General features: G+C 61.2%; 15 protein-coding genes. 14 read left to right on the top strand and 1 reads right to left on the bottom strand.

Going from position 1 to position 16,704, the window contains the following annotated elements; genetic code table 11:
* Positions 1 to 235 precede the first annotated feature (235 nt).
* Positions 236 to 1,864 (top strand): fatty-acid--CoA ligase, encoded by a 1,629-nt coding sequence (locus AC1DPX_RS14365; RefSeq protein ID WP_477237553.1) that lies wholly within the window; start codon positions 236 to 238, stop codon positions 1,862 to 1,864.
* 80 nt (positions 1,865 to 1,944) lie between these two features.
* Positions 1,945 to 2,730 (top strand): DUF1499 domain-containing protein, encoded by a 786-nt coding sequence (locus AC1DPX_RS14360; protein ID WP_477237551.1) that lies wholly within the window; start codon positions 1,945 to 1,947, stop codon positions 2,728 to 2,730.
* 18 nt (positions 2,731 to 2,748) lie between these two features.
* Here the strand turns inward: AC1DPX_RS14360 and AC1DPX_RS14355 are convergent, their stop codons facing one another.
* Positions 2,749 to 3,657 carry an MBL fold metallo-hydrolase gene (locus AC1DPX_RS14355; protein WP_477237549.1) on the bottom strand — a complete coding sequence of 303 codons (909 nt, stop codon included), beginning with the start codon at positions 3,655 to 3,657 and terminating at the stop codon, positions 2,749 to 2,751.
* Between the two features lie 115 nt (positions 3,658 to 3,772).
* On the opposite strand from AC1DPX_RS14355, the gene AC1DPX_RS14350 reads away from it, so the two are divergent.
* The 12 genes from AC1DPX_RS14350 to AC1DPX_RS14295 all read left to right on the top strand — a co-directional run bounded on the left by AC1DPX_RS14350 (position 3,773) and on the right by AC1DPX_RS14295 (position 16,392).
* A complete protein-coding gene (locus tag AC1DPX_RS14350) occupies positions 3,773 to 4,363 on the top strand; it encodes a biotin transporter BioY (protein WP_477237547.1) in 591 nt (196 codons plus the stop codon).
* A 64-nt stretch (positions 4,364 to 4,427) separates the two neighbouring features.
* Positions 4,428 to 5,462, top strand: coding sequence for an NAD-dependent epimerase (locus AC1DPX_RS14345; protein ID WP_477237546.1), 1,035 nt, complete (start codon positions 4,428 to 4,430; stop codon positions 5,460 to 5,462).
* A gap of 84 nt (positions 5,463 to 5,546) precedes the next feature.
* Positions 5,547 to 6,428, top strand: coding sequence for a glucose-1-phosphate thymidylyltransferase RfbA (gene rfbA / locus AC1DPX_RS14340; RefSeq protein ID WP_202355264.1), 882 nt, complete (start codon positions 5,547 to 5,549; stop codon positions 6,426 to 6,428).
* 3 nt (positions 6,429 to 6,431) lie between these two features.
* Positions 6,432 to 6,983: a dTDP-4-dehydrorhamnose 3,5-epimerase gene (gene rfbC / locus AC1DPX_RS14335; RefSeq protein ID WP_202355263.1), complete on the top strand. Its 552-nt coding sequence runs from the start codon at positions 6,432 to 6,434 to the stop codon at positions 6,981 to 6,983.
* Positions 6,984 to 7,002: 19 nt separating this feature from the next.
* On the top strand, positions 7,003 to 8,073 hold the full coding sequence (gene rfbB, locus AC1DPX_RS14330) for a dTDP-glucose 4,6-dehydratase (protein WP_477237544.1): 1,071 nt from the start codon (positions 7,003 to 7,005) through the stop codon (positions 8,071 to 8,073).
* Positions 8,070 to 8,966, top strand: a complete 897-nt coding sequence (gene rfbD / locus AC1DPX_RS14325; protein WP_477237542.1) for a dTDP-4-dehydrorhamnose reductase — start codon at positions 8,070 to 8,072, stop codon at positions 8,964 to 8,966. The genes rfbB and rfbD overlap by 4 nt, the downstream gene beginning before the upstream one ends.
* Before the next feature lie 429 nt (positions 8,967 to 9,395).
* Positions 9,396 to 10,823 carry a phosphomannomutase gene (locus AC1DPX_RS14320; RefSeq protein ID WP_477237540.1) on the top strand — a complete coding sequence of 476 codons (1,428 nt, stop codon included), beginning with the start codon at positions 9,396 to 9,398 and terminating at the stop codon, positions 10,821 to 10,823.
* 3 nt (positions 10,824 to 10,826) lie between these two features.
* Positions 10,827 to 12,242: a mannose-1-phosphate guanylyltransferase/mannose-6-phosphate isomerase gene (locus AC1DPX_RS14315; RefSeq protein ID WP_202355259.1), complete on the top strand. Its 1,416-nt coding sequence runs from the start codon at positions 10,827 to 10,829 to the stop codon at positions 12,240 to 12,242.
* 109 nt (positions 12,243 to 12,351) lie between these two features.
* Positions 12,352 to 13,341 carry a GDP-mannose 4,6-dehydratase gene (gene gmd / locus AC1DPX_RS14310; RefSeq protein ID WP_477237538.1) on the top strand — a complete coding sequence of 330 codons (990 nt, stop codon included), beginning with the start codon at positions 12,352 to 12,354 and terminating at the stop codon, positions 13,339 to 13,341.
* 21 nt (positions 13,342 to 13,362) lie between these two features.
* Positions 13,363 to 14,319: an NAD-dependent epimerase/dehydratase family protein gene (locus AC1DPX_RS14305; RefSeq protein ID WP_477237536.1), complete on the top strand. Its 957-nt coding sequence runs from the start codon at positions 13,363 to 13,365 to the stop codon at positions 14,317 to 14,319.
* Between the two features lie 48 nt (positions 14,320 to 14,367).
* The gene (locus tag AC1DPX_RS14300) at positions 14,368 to 15,612 is read left to right on the top strand and encodes a class I SAM-dependent methyltransferase (protein ID WP_477237534.1); all 1,245 of its coding nucleotides are present in this window, start codon (positions 14,368 to 14,370) and stop codon (positions 15,610 to 15,612) included.
* Between the two features lie 90 nt (positions 15,613 to 15,702).
* Positions 15,703 to 16,392: a hypothetical protein gene (locus tag AC1DPX_RS14295; RefSeq protein WP_202355255.1), complete on the top strand. Its 690-nt coding sequence runs from the start codon at positions 15,703 to 15,705 to the stop codon at positions 16,390 to 16,392.
* Positions 16,393 to 16,704: the final 312 nt, after the last annotated feature.

Genomic DNA, 16,704 nt, shown 5'->3' with positions numbered 1-16,704 from the left:
CATTTCGTTGGGTAGGACACTGTTGCGCCTGTGGCGGGTCTGACCCTCCTGCCATATCGCTGGCACGAATGCCCGGCGGCCCAAAATCCAAAACATGCCAGAATTCAACCGCTTGCCGTCGCGGCGCGCGCCCTGAAATTCGTGTCCCACGCAAGCGGGTGACTGGACAATCCGCCGGTTCGCTTCACAATGCGCCAAAGCTACGACGCAAAATGCGCGAGGGAGGAGGAACCGGATGCTGGGGCTGATGCAGGAATGGCCGCTGCTGTGCCACAAGCTTATCGACAACGCCGAACGGCAGCATGGAGTACGCGAGATCGTGTCGCGTTCCATCGAGGGGCCGATCGAGCGTACCACCTATGCCGACATCCATCGTCGTTCTCTCAAGGTCGCCCAGCGGCTGGAGCGGGACGGCTATGGGTTGGGCGACCGCATCGCCACGTTGGCCTGGAACACGGCGCGCCACCTCGAGGCCTGGTACGGCATCATGGGGGTCGGCGCCATCTATCACACGCTCAATCCGCGCCTGTTTCCCGAGCAGATCGTCTGGATCATGAACCATGCCGAGGACAAGGCCGTCTTCGTCGATCTTACCTTCATACCGTTGCTGGAGAAGATCGCCGGCGCCGTCAAATCGCTGAAGAAGGTGATCGTGCTGACCGACAAGGCGCACATGCCGCAGACGAGCTTGCCCAATGCCGTCGCCTATGAGGAGTGGCTTGGCGAGGTCGATGGCGATTTCGCCTGGAAGACCTTCGACGAGGGAACCGCCGCCGGCATGTGCTACACATCGGGCACCACGGGCGATCCCAAGGGCGTCGTCTACAGTCACCGCTCGAACGTGCTGCACGCCATGATCGCCGCCATGCCTGACGCGATGGGCCTGTCGTCGCGCGACACGATCCTGCCGGTGGTGCCGATGTTCCACGCCAATGCCTGGGGCCTTGGCCAGAGCGGCCCGATGATCGGCGCCAAGCTGGTGATGCCCGGCTGCAAGATGGACGGCGCCTCGATCTATGAGCTGCTCGACGCCGAGAAAGTGACCTTCAGTGCCGCCGTGCCGACCGTCTGGATGATGCTGCTGCAATATCTGGAGGAGACCGGCAAGAAGCTTCCCTACCTGAACAAGGTCGTCATCGGCGGCTCGTCCTGCCCGCGTGCGATCATGACGAAGTTCCAGGACAATTACGACGTCCAGGTCATCCATGCCTGGGGCATGACCGAAATGTCGCCGCTGGGCACGCTGTGCACCTTGAAGCCGGAATACGCCGCTCTCGAGGGCGAGGCCCGGCTCGATGTCAAGCAGAAGCAGGGCTTTCCGCCCTTCGGCGTCGAAATGAAGGTGACTGATGACGAGAACAATCCGCAACCCTGGGACGGCAAGACCTTTGGCCGCCTGAAAGTGCGCGGGCCGGCCGTCGCTCGCGCCTATTATGGTGGCGCCGGGGTGGAACAATTCGACGAGGACGGCTGGTTCGACACGGGAGATGTCGCCCACATCGACGCCGGCGGCTACATGCAGATCACCGATCGGGCCAAGGACGTCATCAAGTCCGGCGGCGAATGGATTTCGACCATCGACCTCGAGAATCTGGCCGTCGGCCATCCGGACGTGGCGGAAGCCGCGGCCATCGGCGTCCATCATTCGAAATGGGGCGAGCGGCCCTTGCTAATCGTCGTCGCCAAGCCGGGCAAGGAGCCGACCAAGGCGGATATTCTCGGTTTCATGGATGGCAAGGTGGCCAAGTGGTGGATGCCCGACGATGTCGCCTTCGTCGGCGAAATACCGCATACCGCCACCGGCAAGATCCAGAAGATCACCTTGCGCCAGCAGTTCAGGGACTACCGCTTGCCGACGGATTAAGGGGATGTTGCGTGTTTCGGCTTCAAGCCGTCGCGAAAATTCACTAAACCTCCGTCCGGGTTGGGGCAACGCAGAGAACAATGGTTAGCATTCCCGAACGGCGAACGTCGAAGGCTGCCGGCTGGTCGCGGCGCACGGCCGCATTTTCAATGGTGCTTCTGCTGACCGACTTCGTCGGCCACCGCTTCGATCTCGTCGAAACGCCGGTGTTCCTGTGGGTGCTCGGCATCGTCGCGCTGCTGGCAGCGCTGGCGCTGCTGTTCGCCGCCTTTGCCTTTTCGAGACTGTGGAAGTTCGGTGACCGGGGCGGCCGCGACCTGACCGTCGGCGCCTTGCTGGCACTGCTGGTGCTGGTCCCCTATGGCGTCGCCGCCTACTGGGCGACGATCTATCCGCCGCTCCGGGACATCTCGACCGATTTCGACGAGCCGCCCGCGCTCGACATCAGCGAGCGCACAAAGGACATGAATGTGCTGTCCCCATCTACGCCAGGCGAACAGAGGCTGCAGGCCGACAGCTATCCGTTGGTCACCGCGCGCAGCTATGACCTGCCATTCGAGACCATCGTCAATGCCGTCGAAACCGTTCTCGACCGGCGCAGCTGGGATCTTTCCGAACCCTATCCCGACCTTGCCGGGCAAAGCGACGTGACCATCACCGCTGTCGCCAAGGGCTTCGTGCTCGGCCTTCCCGCCGATGTGGCGATCCGCGTGACGGACGATGGCGACAGCGTCATCGTCGACATGCGGTCGGCTTCGCGTTACGGCCGCTACGACCTCGGCGACAATGCCGCGCGCATCACCGATTTCCTGGCGGAACTGGATCAGGAAGTCGCCGGCCAGGTCGGAGCGGCGCCGGCCGAATAGGAGCCTGGGCCGGCAGGCCTACGGGGCCGGCGTGAAAATGCCGTCGATAGCGGGGGCGGCGTCGGTCGATACCGTGCCGCGCGCCACCAGGTCCTCGAGATGGGCAAGCACCGACAGTCCCGCGGCGCCATGCAGCCGGGGATCGGTATCCCTGTAGATTGCCTTGACCATATCGGGAACCGTCCGGTCCCCGGCTCTGAGCCGCTCCAATATGGCCCGCTCGCGCATCTTGCGATGGGTCTTCAGTCCGCGCATGAAAGCGCGCGGCTTAGTCACCGGCCCGCCATGGCCAGGAAGCAGCAGGCGGTCGTCGCGCTCGATCAGCCGGTCCAGCGATGCCATGTAGTCGGCCATCGCCCCGTCCGGCGGCGCGACAATCGACGTCGCCCACGCCATGACATGATCTGCCGAAAACAGGATGCCGGTTCCTTCCAGCGCGAACACCGCATGATTGGCGGTGTGGCCGGGGGTCAGGACCGTGCGGATCGTCCAGCCGTCGCCGGCGACCAGCGCACCGTCCGGCAGTGCGATGTCGGGAGCGAAGGCGGTGTCGGCGCTGGCGTCGAGCGCATTGGTCTCGCCGATATGCAGCGGCCTTGCCGGCCGGTGCGGCCCTTCCGCCATCAGCAACGCGCCGGTGCTTTCCTTCAGCCGGGCCGCCAGCGGGGAATGGTCGCGATGCGTATGGCTGACGAAGATATGGCTGACCGGCCTGCCGGCGATCACGCCGAGCAAGGTCTGAAGATGCGCCTCGTCTTCCGGCCCGGGATCGATCACCGCCAGCGTGTCGCGCCCGACGACATAGCTGTTGGTGCCATGAAAGGTGAAGGGGCTGGGGTTCCGGACGGTGACGCGCTGCACGTCCGGTGCCACGTTCACGCCCTGGCCGTAGTGCGGATCGAAGCTGGTATCGAATTTGAGCGCCATATCGGCACATTGCTCCCGGAACGGCAAAACCGATTGCCGCATAGCACGCAAGCCAATATAGGAAAACGCTGAGACCGCGATTATCGGATCGCGACAGATCGGATTGGGGAAGACCATGGTAACTGCAACGACGATGCGCCCGCTTGTTTCTTTGGCTTTGCCGCAGGAAGGCGCGGCGCGACTGGCAACACAGTTTTTCCTGGCGATCGCCGGAACACTGTTGCTGACCCTGTCGGCCAAGACCAAGGTCGTGCTGGGCCCCGTCGACCTCTCCATGCAGACGCTCGCCGTCCTGCTGATCGCCGCCGCCTTCGGCCTGCGACTCGGCGTCGCCACGCTGCTGCTCTACATGGCGGAAGGCGCGATGGGCTTCCCGGTCTTCCAGGGCACGCCTGAGAAGGGCATCGGCCTTGCCTACATGGTCGGCCCGACGGGTGGCTATCTCGCGGGTTTTGTCGTCATGGCGGCGATTGTCGGCTGGGCCGCGGATCGCGGCTGGGATCGCCACCCGATCAAGCTTTTCAATGCGATGCTGGTTGCTGAAGTGGTGATGATGGCGATGGGCTTTGCCTGGCTGGCGCTGCTGATCGGCCCGGAAAAGTCCTGGCAGTTCGGCGTCGTGCCGTTCATCGTCGGCGACCTGATCAAGGTTGCGCTCGCAGCCAGCCTTGTGCCGGCCGTCTGGTCGCTGCTGAAGCGCTCCTGATCTCTGCAGAAAGCTTGGCGTGCCATAGACGTCAGGGATCCATTCCCGAGGACGGACGCTTCCGATGAAGGTTCTGGTCACCGGCGCCGCCGGCTTCATAGGCTATCATGTCGCCAGGCGGCTCCTGGAGCGTGGCGACGAGGTCGTCGGCATCGACAGCGTCAACGATTACTATGATCCGGCGATCAAGCAGGCGCGGTTGCGGCTGCTTGCCGAGGCCAGCCGAAGCATCAATTCCGGCTATCATTTCATCCACGGCGATCTTGCCGACAGAGGAACCGTGGATGGCTGCTTTGCCGATCATGGTTTCGACCGGGTGATCCACCTCGCAGCCCAGGCCGGGGTGCGCTACAGCCTGGAAAACCCGCGCGCCTATGTCGAAAGCAACATCATCGCTTTCACCAACATACTGGAAGCCTGCCGCGGCGGCGGCATAGCGCACCTGACCTATGCCAGCACCTCGAGCGTTTACGGCGCCAACACCGACATGCCGTTTTCCGAGCATCGCCCGGCGGATCATCCGCTGCAGTTCTATGCCGCGACCAAGCGCGCCAACGAACTGATGGCGCACAGCTACAGCCATCTGTTCGGGCTGCCGACCACCGGGCTGCGCTTCTTCACCGTGTACGGCCCCTGGGGGCGTCCCGACATGGCGCTGTTCCTGTTCACCAGGAGCATCCTGGCTGGCGAACCGATCAAGCTGTTCAACAACGGCAACCACACGCGCGACTTCACCTATGTCGATGACATCGCCGAAGGTGTGATCCGGACCAGCGATAGCCCTGCCGCCGGCAATCCCGCCTGGGATTCCGGCCATCCGGATCCGGCAACCAGCAGCGCGCCCTGGCGCATCTTCAACATCGGCAACAACAATCCGGTGAAGCTGACCGCCTATGTCGAGGCGCTGGAAAGCGCGCTTGGCCGCAAGGCCATCATCGAGCTCTTGCCGCTGCAGGCCGGCGACGTGCCGGACACTTTCGCCGACACCTCAGCTCTGCAAGATGCCGTCGGCTATCGCCCCGGCACATCCGTGTCGAAAGGGGTGGGGCGGTTCGTCGAGTGGTACCAGGCGTATTTTAGTAACGACTCCAGGATATAAGCGGGCGCTGGCAGCAGCTTTTTCCAGGTGTAGTATGGCTACCCGTTGCTGCGGAGGGGATTTGAGCATGCCGGGGAGATCTTCTTGAAGGGAATCATCCTTGCCGGAGGCAGTGGAACGCGCCTTTATCCGCTGACGTTGGCGGTCTCCAAACAAATTCTTCCGGTATACGACAAGCCGATGATCTATTATCCGCTGAGCGTGCTGATGCTCGCGGATATCAGGGAAATCCTGGTCATTTCGACACCGCGCGATCTGCCCGTCTTCCGTGAATTGCTCGGCGACGGATCGGAGTTTGGGCTGGATATCTCCTACGCGGAGCAGCCGCACCCCAATGGGCTTGCTGAAGCTTTCATCATCGGCCGCGACTTCATCGGCAAGGACAGCGTGTCGATGATCCTGGGCGACAACATCTATTTCGGCGACGGGCTGTCGCAGCTTTGCCGCATCGCCGCCGCGCGCGACACCGGCGCATCGGTGTTCGCCTATCGTGTCGACGATCCGGAACGCTACGGCGTGGTGTCCTTCGACAAGGCCACCGGAACCGCGCTGACGATCGAGGAAAAGCCGCAAAAGCCAAAATCCAATTGGGCCGTCACCGGGCTGTATTTCTACGACAACAGTGTCGTCGACATCGCCTCGGCCATCCGGCCTTCGGCCCGCGGCGAACTCGAGATCACGGCGGTCAACAATGCCTATCTAGATCGCGGCCTGCTGCAGGTGCACCGATTGGGGCGCGGCTATGCCTGGCTCGACACAGGGACCCATGACAGCCTCAACGACGCGTCTTCCTTTGTGCGCACGATCGAACATCGGCAAGGCATCAAGGTCGCTTGCCCCGAGGAGATCGCCTTCGAGCAGGGCTGGCTGACGGCGGAACAAGTGCTGCAACGCGCGACCCGGTTGGGCAAAAACGAATATGCCGCCTATCTGCGGCGGCGCGTCGCCGATCTGTCAGAGGGCTGAGCGTTGGAGATCAGGTCCCTCGGTCTGGAAGGCGTGCTCGAAATCGTGCCCAAGCGACATGGCGATGCACGCGGCTTCTTCGTGGAAACCTACAATGCCGAGCGGTTTTCGCAGGCAGGCATCGACCTGGTTTTCGTGCAGGACAACCACTCCTATTCCGCCGCGGCAGGCGTCTTGCGAGGGCTTCACTATCAACTCGCGCCGCGAGCCCAGGACAAGCTGCTGCGCGTCATTCGCGGCAGCGTCCTCGACGTCGCTGTTGATATCCGCCGAGGATCGAAAACCTTCGGGAGGTGGGTCGCTCACGAGATTTCGGCCGAAAAGGGCAATCAGATTCTGGTGCCAAAGGGGTTCGCGCATGGCTTTGTGACGCTCGTGCCCGACACCGAGGTCCTCTATAAGGTCACCGATACCTATTCGCCCGAGCACGATCGGTCTGTCCGCTTCGATGATCCCGACATCGGCATCGAATGGCCTTCAGTGACTGGCGGGTTCCAGCTTTCGGACAAGGACCTCAAGGCGCCGATGCTGGCCGAAGCGGACGTGTTTGCCTGATGGGCATGAGGATAGCGGCATGAATTTTCTGGTGACAGGCGGGGCTGGTTTCATCGGTTCGGCGGTGTGCCGGCATTTGTGCGCCAATCCGGCCTTTCGGGTGACCAATCTCGACAAGCTTACCTATGCCGGCAATCTGGCTTCGCTGCGGCAAATCGAGAATGCGCATAATTATCGTTTCGCCCATGCCGATATCTGCGACGAGAGGGCGGTGCTTGATCTCCTGCGCCGCGACGATATCGACATCGTCATGAACCTTGCCGCCGAGAGCCATGTCGACCGTTCGATCGACGGGCCCGGCGCCTTCATCGAGACCAACATCGTCGGCACCTACCGGATCCTCAATGCGGCGCTCGAATACTGGCGCGGCCTTGCCGACGACAGGAAAAGCCGGTTCCGTTTCCACCATGTCTCCACCGACGAGGTGTTCGGCGATCTGCCTTTCGACGGCGGCATGTTCGTCGAGGAGACGCCTTACGCGCCATCCTCGCCCTATTCCGCCTCCAAGGCAGCCTCGGATCATCTGGTCCGCGCCTGGCACGAGACCTATGGCCTGCCGGTCGTGCTCTCCAACTGTTCGAACAATTACGGCCCCTATCATTTCCCCGAAAAACTGATCCCGCTCGTCATCCTCAACGCGCTCGACGAAAAGCCGCTGCCGGTCTACGGCGCCGGCGCCAATGTGCGCGATTGGCTGTTCGTCGAGGATCACRCGCGGGCGCTGGAACTGGTCGCCACCAAGGGCACGCCGGGCGAAAGCTACAATGTCGGCGGCAATTCGGAACGGACGAACCTTGCCGTCGTCGAGACGATCTGCGACCTGCTCGACGCCAGGCGTCCCCGGGCCGGCGGCAAGCGCTATCGCGAGCTGATCTCCTTCGTAACCGACCGCCCCGGCCACGATCGCCGTTACGCCATCGATGCCTCCAAGATCGGCCGCGAGCTCGGCTGGGCGCCGAGCGAGAACTTCGACAGCGGCCTGACCAGAACCGTGGACTGGTTCCTCGACAACAAATGGTGGTGGGGGCCGATCCGCGAACAGCGCTACGCCGGTGAACGGCTGGGCGAAGCGCGCAAGGCCGGCGCGTGAGGCTCCTCGTCACCGGACGCGACGGCCAGGTCGCGGCAAGTCTTTTGGAGGCCGGCCAGGCGCATGCTGGCGTGGAGGTGGTCGCCATTGGCCGTCCGGATCTCGACCTCGCAAGACCCGAAGCCGTCATCGACGCCATTGCGGCCGGCAAGCCGGATATTGTCGTGTCGGCCGCCGCATACACCGCCGTGGACCAGGCCGAGGACGAGCCCGACATCGCTTTTGCCGTTAACGCAACCGGCGCCGGCAAGGTGGCTGAAGCGGCGGCGCGGCTCGGTGTTCCAATCATTCATCTTTCGACCGATTACGTCTTCGACGGCAGCGGGTCTCGCGCCTATGTCGAGACCGACGCGACGGCCCCCCTTGGCGTTTATGGAGCCTCTAAGCTCGCTGGCGAACTGGCGGTGGCTGCCGCCGGCCCGCGCCACCTGATCCTGCGCACCGCCTGGGTTTACAGCCCGTTCGGCAGGAATTTCGTCAAAACCATGCTGCGGCTGGCTGCCGACCGCGACGAGATTTCAGTGGTGGCCGATCAATGGGGAAATCCCACCTGCGCGCTCGATATCGCCGATGCCGTCCTGCATGCGGCGACGATGCTGCATCGCGAGAGGAGCTTTGCTGCCTTCGGCACCTATCATCTGGCCGGCACGGGCGAGACGAACTGGAGCGGCTTTGCCCGTCATATCCTCGACACCAGCCGGGCGGCTGGCGGTCCGTGGGCGCAGGTGCGGGATATCGCGACCAAGGACTATCCGACCAAGGCACGCCGCCCCGCCAATTCGCGGCTGTCGAGCGCGAAATTCGCGGCCGTATTCGGATGGAGCGCGCCGGAATGGCGACAATCCACCGAGCGGGTCGTGCGCCGCATCGTGGATGGTCAGCAGGTCGCTTGAGGTTGCAGCCGTTATTCGGTTTGCCTGAAACACCGTAGGCTTGGTCCGCAGGGTTGTCATCGTCGAGGTTGCCTGAATTCCACGACGTTGTTGAAATTGGGTGCGGTCCGGCGTCCGAGATTGACAAGCCATTGCGCGAAACCTAAGCACGGGCAACTTGGGTGTCAGGTGGGGGCTTGGCAATTCACGGAGAGCTTCTTGAAAGGGATCATCCTTGCTCGAGGCAATGAGAACGCGCTGTACCCAATAATATTAGCGGGCTCTAAGCAAAAACTGCCCTTATACAGAGATCAGGTCGCCGGCCTTGATCTATAGTGGCGCGCTGTCCGACCTCGCTCGCCAACTTTCATGCTGTCGCGGGCTGCGACAGGTGAGGGGCCTTGCCGCAGTCAGTGCCAGGGCCGGATTCCCGGAAAAAGGTGGCAATCCGTGACTTTGAAGTTCGGCACCAGCGGGCTGCGCGGTCTCGTCAGTGAGCTCAGAGGGCCACCGGCGCGCACGTATACGATCGCGTTCGCACGCATGCTTGTGGGGCGTGGTGTGTTGAACGAGGGCGACAAGATTCTCGTAGGGCGTGACCTTCGCTCATCCAGCCCCGACATTGCAGGGATTGTCCATGCCGCGATCGCCGAAGCCGGTCTGGTGGCGGTCGATTGCGGAGCCTTGCCGACACCGGCACTGGCGCTTTATGCCGGGGCTAAGAATGCCCCGGCGATCATGGTGACCGGCAGTCACATCCCCGACGACAGGAACGGGCTCAAATTCTACCGGGCGGACGGCGAGATCGACAAGCGCGATGAGCTTGAAATTGTGGCAATCCACGCAGGCTTGCAGAGAGCCGACCGGTCGCAGCCATCCGTTGAGCCGGTAAAGCCGGGCTCGGATCCGTCCGCAGGTTACCGGGATCATTTTCTTGGCTTCTTTCAGCCGGGTAGCCTGAATGGTGTCCGCGTCGGCGTCTATCAGCATTCGTCCGTGGCAAGGGATGTCCTTGTCGATATCCTTCGGGCGCTGGGAGCTGAGGCGGTGCCCTTGGGCAGGTCCTCGCATTTCATTCCGGTGGATACCGAAGCGCTCAGGCAGGAAGATCTTGTGCTTCTCAAGGACTGGGCGGCGGCTGAGCCGTTCGATGCCATCGTGTCCGCCGATGGCGATGGCGACCGGCCGCTTGTGGCGGATGCGCATGGCAGTTTCGTGCGCGGCGACCTGATCGGCGCGATCACGGCGCGTTTTCTCGATGCCGACTGCATCGTGACGCCAGTCAGTTCCAATTCCGCCTTGGAACGCTGCGGGCATTTCGCAACCGTGATGCGCACACGCATAGGCTCGCCCTATGTGATCGAAGGCATCGGCACGGCCCTTGCTCAAGGGGCAAAATGCGTCCTGGGCTTCGAAGCCAATGGCGGCGTCCTTCTGGGTTCGTCCGTCGAGAAGGATGGCCGCACGCTCACAGCCTTGCTGACCCGGGATTCGCTGTTGCCAATTCTGTGTGCGCTGTCGACGATTGCTGCGACAGGTCGCCCGCTCGCCGAGATCGCCGCTGGTTTCGGGTTCCTCGCCGCGGATAGCGGCCGGCTTGAAGGCGTGTCGGCGGAAGACAGCGCGTCTTTCCTCAAGAAATTGTCGACGGATACCGCCTATGCCGGCGCTCTTTTCGAGATTCTCGGGGGCGTCGCCGATATTGACAATCGCGACGGCGTGCGTATCACCGCCGGCAACGGAGAGGTCGTTCACTTCCGTGCGTCAGGCAACGCGCCAGAATTGCGGTGCTATATCGAGGCTAAGACAGAATCCCGTGCACACGAATTGCTCGGTTGGGGTCTTGACCTCAGCCGAACTCAAATCCTGGAAAGCTGAAGTTTGACCAATATCGTTCCTGTCATCATAAGTGGCGGTGTCGGTTCCCGCCTCTGGCCTATTTCGCGTGCGTTGCACCCCAAGCCCTTTATTCCCTTGCCGGGAGGGGGAACCCTCATTCGCCGGACCTACGCCCGCGCAGCCGGTCTTGCCGGCGTTGAGCAGATTGTGACGGTCACCAACCGCGATCTGCTGTTCCTGACGGCTGACGAATATGCGGAGGTGGCGGCGCCAGGGGTAAAGAACACGTTCCTGCTGGAGCCTTTCGGTCGTGACACGGCGGCCGCGATCGCGCTTGCAGCGTTGCAGGTCGCGCGCGACAATCCAGACGCGGTTCTGGTTGTGCTGCCCGCGGATCACCTGATCCTGGACGAAGTCAGCTTTGGCGCGGCCGTTGCAAAGGCGGCCGCGATCGCGTCCACGGGACGGATCGTGACATTTGGCATGAAGGCCGAGAGCCCTGAAACCGGATTTGGCTATATCGAGGCCGAGGGGGACACGGTCCTTCGGTTCGTGGAAAAGCCGAATGCGGAACGAGCGGCCCAATTCATCGCCAGCGGCCGTTTTTTCTGGAATTCGGGCATGTTCTGTTTTGCCGCCCGCTCCATGATCGCCGCGATGCAGGAACTGTGTCCGGACGTGTTGTCCAATGCGCGCACGGCGCTGGAGAAAGCCAGGACAAGCGATGCCGCGGACCGCGTCACCGTCGAGATTGACAAGGATGGTTTCGCGGCCGTTCCTGCCGTGTCCATCGACTATGCTGTCATGGAGAAAGCAAGGAATGTGGGTTTCGTTCCCTGCAGCTTCGATTGGTCCGACATCGGCTCATGGAACGTTCTTTCGAAGCTTGTTCCAGCCGACGACAGCGGCAACCGCACGACCGGCGAAACGATGCTCCATGATGTGACGAACTGTTACGTGCACAGCGAAGACCGGCTTGTGGGTCTCGTTGGCGTTTCGGATCTGTTGATCGTCGACACGCCGGATGCGCTTCTTATCGCCCACAAGGACAAGGCGCAGGAAGTCAAGGACCTCTACAATCGCCTCAAGCTGGAGGGTCACGAGGCGGCGACCGTGCATCGCACCGTGCATCGCCCGTGGGGTACCTACACCGTCCTGGAGGAGGGGCCGCGTTTCAAGATCAAGCGGATTGAGGTTAAGCCGAACGCGCGCCTTAGCCTTCAGGCGCATCATCACCGCTCCGAGCACTGGGTCGTGGTGAGCGGGACCGCGAAGGTCGTCAATGGCCAGAGTGAGATCCTGCTGGCGACCAACCAGTCCACCTATATCCCTTGCGGCCACAAGCACCGCCTCGAAAATCCCGGCATTCTTCCGCTGGTCATGATCGAAGTGCAAAGCGGGGAATATCTTGGCGAAGACGATATTGTGCGGTTCGATGATGTTTATGGCCGCGCCTAACCTGAGGACGACCCATCAGGCACGTCTGCACATTGGGTACGTTTAGCGTTTTCGGGCAGACGGTTTGCATTCCTGAATTGGCGATCAAGAAAGTAGAGACAGGTTCATCATGAATTCCAAAGTAGCATTTATCACTGGCGTGACCGGTCAGGATGGGGCCTATCTCTCGAAGTTCCTGCTTGAGAAGGGGTACGAGGTCCACGGCCTTTTGCGGCGCAGTGCCTCGGCCGATGTGGTCGGTTCGCGGCTGAAATGGCTTGGAATCGCGGACAAGATCGTACTCCACGATGGCAATCTGACGGATCTCTCCGGCCTCATCCGGGTGCTTCAGGACGTTCGTCCGGCCGAAGTCTACAATCTTGCCGCGCAATCTTTCGTCAAATCGTCCTGGCAACAGCCGCTTTTGACCGGCAACGTGACGGGCATTGGCGCGGCCAACGTGCTGGAAGCGGTGCGGATAGTGTGTCCCGAAACCCGTTTCTACCAGGCATCCTCTTCGGAGATGTTCGGGCTGATCCAGGAACCGATCCAGTCGGAAAAGACCCCTTTCTATCCGCGCTCTCCCTATGCCGCGGCCAAGCTCTATGCACATTGGATGACGGTCAATTACCGCGAGAGCTTTGGGCTCCACGCGTCGAGCGGCATTCTCTTCAATCATGAATCGCCCCTGCGCGGCATCGAATTCGTCACCCGCAAGATTACCGACGCCGTCGCGCGCATTAAGCTTGGGTTGCAGGAAAAGGTGGCGCTCGGCAATCTGGACGCCAAGCGCGACTGGGGCCACGCGCGTGACTATGTGGAAGCCATGTGGCTGATGGTGCAGCAGGACACGGCAAGCGACTATGTGGTCGCGACGGGCAAGACCGTCTCCGTTCGGGAGTTTTGCAAACTGGCCTTCGATCATGCCGGTCTCAATATGGAGGACCACATTTCCATCGACGAACGCTTCCTGCGACCCGCGGAAGTCGAAGTTCTGCATGGCAACCCGACCAAGGCCAAAGAGAAATTGGGCTGGGAGGCAAAGACCAGCCTCAAGGAACTCGTGATTGAGATGGTCGAAGCCGATCTTGAGCGTGTAAGACGTGACCGACACCTTTGAGGCGCGGTTAGCGAGGTCGGCATGCGGGTTTTGATCACGGGCGCGCGGGGCTTTGTCGGTCCCTATGTCCATGAAGCGTTGCGCCGCATCTGCGGTCGCGACACAACGGTTGTTGCGACCTCCAAGGATGGAGGGCCGCATCCCGTATTCGGTCAGGTCGAAGCGCTCGACGTGACGGACAGGGCGGCTGTTCGTGAGGCTATCGCTCGTCACAAGCCGACGCACCTTGTCCATCTGGCGGCCGTCGCCGCCCTTGGCGCCGCCCAGGCCGATCCCGAGAACACCTGGCGCATCCACGTCCAGGGCGCGCTCAACGTGGCCCACGCCATTCTCGGCGAGGCGCCGGATTGTTGGTTGATCTATGTCGGATCGGGTCTGGTTTATGGCGAGACCGCGAAAGCCGGCCGGCCGGTTGACGAAAATGCACTGCTTGCGCCGATGGATGACTATGCGGTGACCAAGGCCGCGGCCGACCTCGCCTTGGGTGCGCTTTCCCGTCACGGCCTTAAATGCATTCGAATGCGCCCCTTCAACCACACGGGGCCAGGGCAAACCGAGGCATTTGCGGTTCCTGCCTTCGCCATGCAGATCGCGCGGATTGAAGCAGGCCTGGCTCCGCCGGTCATCCGCGTCGGCAATCTTGACGCGGAGCGGGATTTCCTGGACGCGCGGGATGTCGCCAGTGCCTATGCGCGCGTCGCCCTGAACAGCGATGGTCTCGCACCGAACACCATCTTCAATGTCGCATCTGGCATTTCATGGCGGATGGGAGATATTTTGGAGCAGCTCCTGGCGCGAAGCAGTGTCAAGATCGTCACCGAACAAGATCCGCTGCGGCTGCGGCCGAGTGATTTGCCGTGCATTGTGGGGGATGCAGCTCGCGCCCGAATGCGTCTTGGCTGGATGCCCGAGCATCCGTTCGAGGAGGCCCTTGCCGCGGTTCTGAAGGATTGCCGCGCACGAGTAGCCCAAGCGTAGAGAACTGCAATCAATGCCCTTTCACCAACAAATTGAGAGTCAGAATTCATGAACGAGGTAAGGTATCACGCCATCGAGACCTGCCGTGTCGGCAAGGACAAGGATCTCGTCTCCGTGCTCAATCTCGGTGAGCAGGCACTCACCGGAGTGTTTCCCAAATCGGCGTCCGAACCCGTGACCAGAGGGCCGCTCGAACTGGTCTGGTCTGCCTCCAGCGGACTTCTGCAGCTGAGGCATTCCTATGAGCCGAGCGAAATGTACGGCGACAATTACGGCTATCGCTCGGGCCTCAACCAGTCGATGGTCGATCATCTGACGCACAAGGTTCGCTTCCTGGAGAGGCTCGCCTCGCCACGTGGCGGTGACGTCGTTCTCGACATCGGGAGCAACGACTGCACGACCCTCAAGGCCTATTCGACCGCGGGGTTGACGCGCATAGGCATCGATCCGACGGGCCGCAAGTTCGCGCAGTATTATCCGGACGATGTGAAACTGGTGCCCGACTTTTTCTCGGCCGAAGCCTATCGGGGCATCTCGCAAAAGCGGGCCAAGATCGTGACTTCCATTGCGATGTTCTATGATCTTGAGGATCCGATCGCATTTGCGCGCCAGGTGGCCGAGGTCCTCGCCGAGGACGGCATCTGGCATTTCGAACAAAGCTACATGCCGTCCATGCTTCGACTCAACTCCTATGACACGATTTGCCATGAGCATATCGAGTATTATTCCCTCGGAGTTGTGGCCAAGATATTGGAGGCGGCTGGTCTCAAGGTCGTCAACGTCGTCATGAACAACATCAACGGCGGCAGCTTCGCGGTCACGGCTACCCACAAGGGCAACACGAGTCTCAAAGCCGATCAACCGGTCATCGATTGGTTGCTGCAACAGGAAGACCGCATGGGACTGTCCACGCCGCGGCCTTTTCGCGACTTCGAGGAGCGCGTGTTCCGGCACAAGGACGACCTGTCGCGTCTTATCAGGACACTCGTAGCCGACGGCAAGAAGGTGCTGGGCTACGGCGCGTCGACCAAGGGCAATGTCGTCCTGCAATTCTGCAACTTCACGCAAGCCGAGATCCCGGCCATCGCCGAAGTCAATCCGGAAAAGTTCGGCCGCATGACCCCCGGGACGCACATACCGATCATATCTGAAACCGAAGCGCGAGCGATGAAGCCGGACTATTTCCTGGTCCTGCCGTGGCATTTCAAGGACGGTATCTTGCGTCGTGAACGCGAATATCTCGCCGACGGGGGCAGGTTTATTTTCCCGTTCCCCGAGATAGAGATCATATAGGGAAGGGGCCAGCGCGGTAGTTTGTCATGTTTCGATGAGGAGTATTTTGAACGACTGACCTAGCCCGAACGCTCCAAATGGATTGCACAAATGCTGATCTTCATCGCTGGGATGCCTCGTAGCGGTTCCACCTATTCCTTCAATGTAGTCAAGCAAGCTCTGTCCCGGCGAGGCGATGTTGCCTCGGTGACTTCTGACAGGCGTGCACAGTTCACATCTGGCGAGACCAATCACGCCATCTATAAGGCGCATGACGCAGATGATGAACTGCTCTCTTTGCTCCAGAATGGCTCCATAAAATCGATCTGCACCATCAGAAAGCCCGAAATCGCGGTTCTCTCCTGGCTAAACACATTCGGTGGAGAACCCACGCAAGTCATCGACACGGTGATGCTGCCATGGATGCGCCTCTATGAACGCATTGCCGCGCATTCACTCGTCATCAGTCTAGACGAAATTGAGGGCCGAAGACTTCGCTCAACCTGGAAAATTGGCCGCTATGCCTGTCCCGACTACAGTCCGGTCGAATGGATGAAGGATTGTCGCAATTTCAGCAAACGCCGCGTCTCGGACCTGTTGAAAGAGGTCGAGGACAAGAAACGCAAGGTGGTAGAGGGTGGGTGGACTTACTACGACGAGGAGACTTTTTTTCATCGTCGGCATATTTCAGATCGCAGCAAGTTCGATACGAGACCGGAGGTTTTGGCGTATATCCGAAATAGATTGGCGCCATGGCTAGACGGCAACGGCAATCTCATACGCCCCGGACAACACTCTTAGGCAACTGTTGCGTCAAACGTACTTTGCTCTACCGAATTGACTTCGACATTCATGAACTTGAAGCGCACACGGCAATCATGTATCGAAGCCGTCGCACACCGCCGGGCCTGGGCAGAACACGCGATCGGGACATCTCGACATATGCTGCCGACCAAGACAGGCGTCCTCGAAGAGGCCTTCGCCGACATAAGTTCTTCGCTGAAGAAACACCACCTTGCCACGACGTTCAGTTGGCAGGATGTGGCCCAGCGCTATCGGCGCTCGCGGGTCGGCGCGTTCTGGCTGACCATCAACATGGGCGTCCTGATCGGT

The sequence above is a fragment of the Mesorhizobium sp. 01N446 genome, assembly GCF_056399285.1.
The sequence above is the reverse complement of the archived record's forward strand: the minus strand, read 5'-3'. Positions and strand labels throughout refer to the sequence as shown.

Coding starts and splice junctions, on each gene's coding strand:
- AC1DPX_RS14365 (WP_477237553.1), top strand. CDS start 236: ATGCTGGGGCTGATGCAGGAATGGCCGCTGCTGTGCCACAAGCTTATC.
- AC1DPX_RS14360 (WP_477237551.1), top strand. CDS start 1,945: ATGGTTAGCATTCCCGAACGGCGAACGTCGAAGGCTGCCGGCTGGTCG.
- AC1DPX_RS14355 (WP_477237549.1), bottom strand. CDS start 3,657: ATGGCGCTCAAATTCGATACCAGCTTCGATCCGCACTACGGCCAGGGC.
- AC1DPX_RS14350 (WP_477237547.1), top strand. CDS start 3,773: ATGGTAACTGCAACGACGATGCGCCCGCTTGTTTCTTTGGCTTTGCCG.
- AC1DPX_RS14345 (WP_477237546.1), top strand. CDS start 4,428: ATGAAGGTTCTGGTCACCGGCGCCGCCGGCTTCATAGGCTATCATGTC.
- gmd (WP_477237538.1), top strand. CDS start 12,352: ATGAATTCCAAAGTAGCATTTATCACTGGCGTGACCGGTCAGGATGGG.
- AC1DPX_RS14305 (WP_477237536.1), top strand. CDS start 13,363: ATGCGGGTTTTGATCACGGGCGCGCGGGGCTTTGTCGGTCCCTATGTC.
- AC1DPX_RS14300 (WP_477237534.1), top strand. CDS start 14,368: ATGAACGAGGTAAGGTATCACGCCATCGAGACCTGCCGTGTCGGCAAG.
- AC1DPX_RS14295 (WP_202355255.1), top strand. CDS start 15,703: ATGCTGATCTTCATCGCTGGGATGCCTCGTAGCGGTTCCACCTATTCC.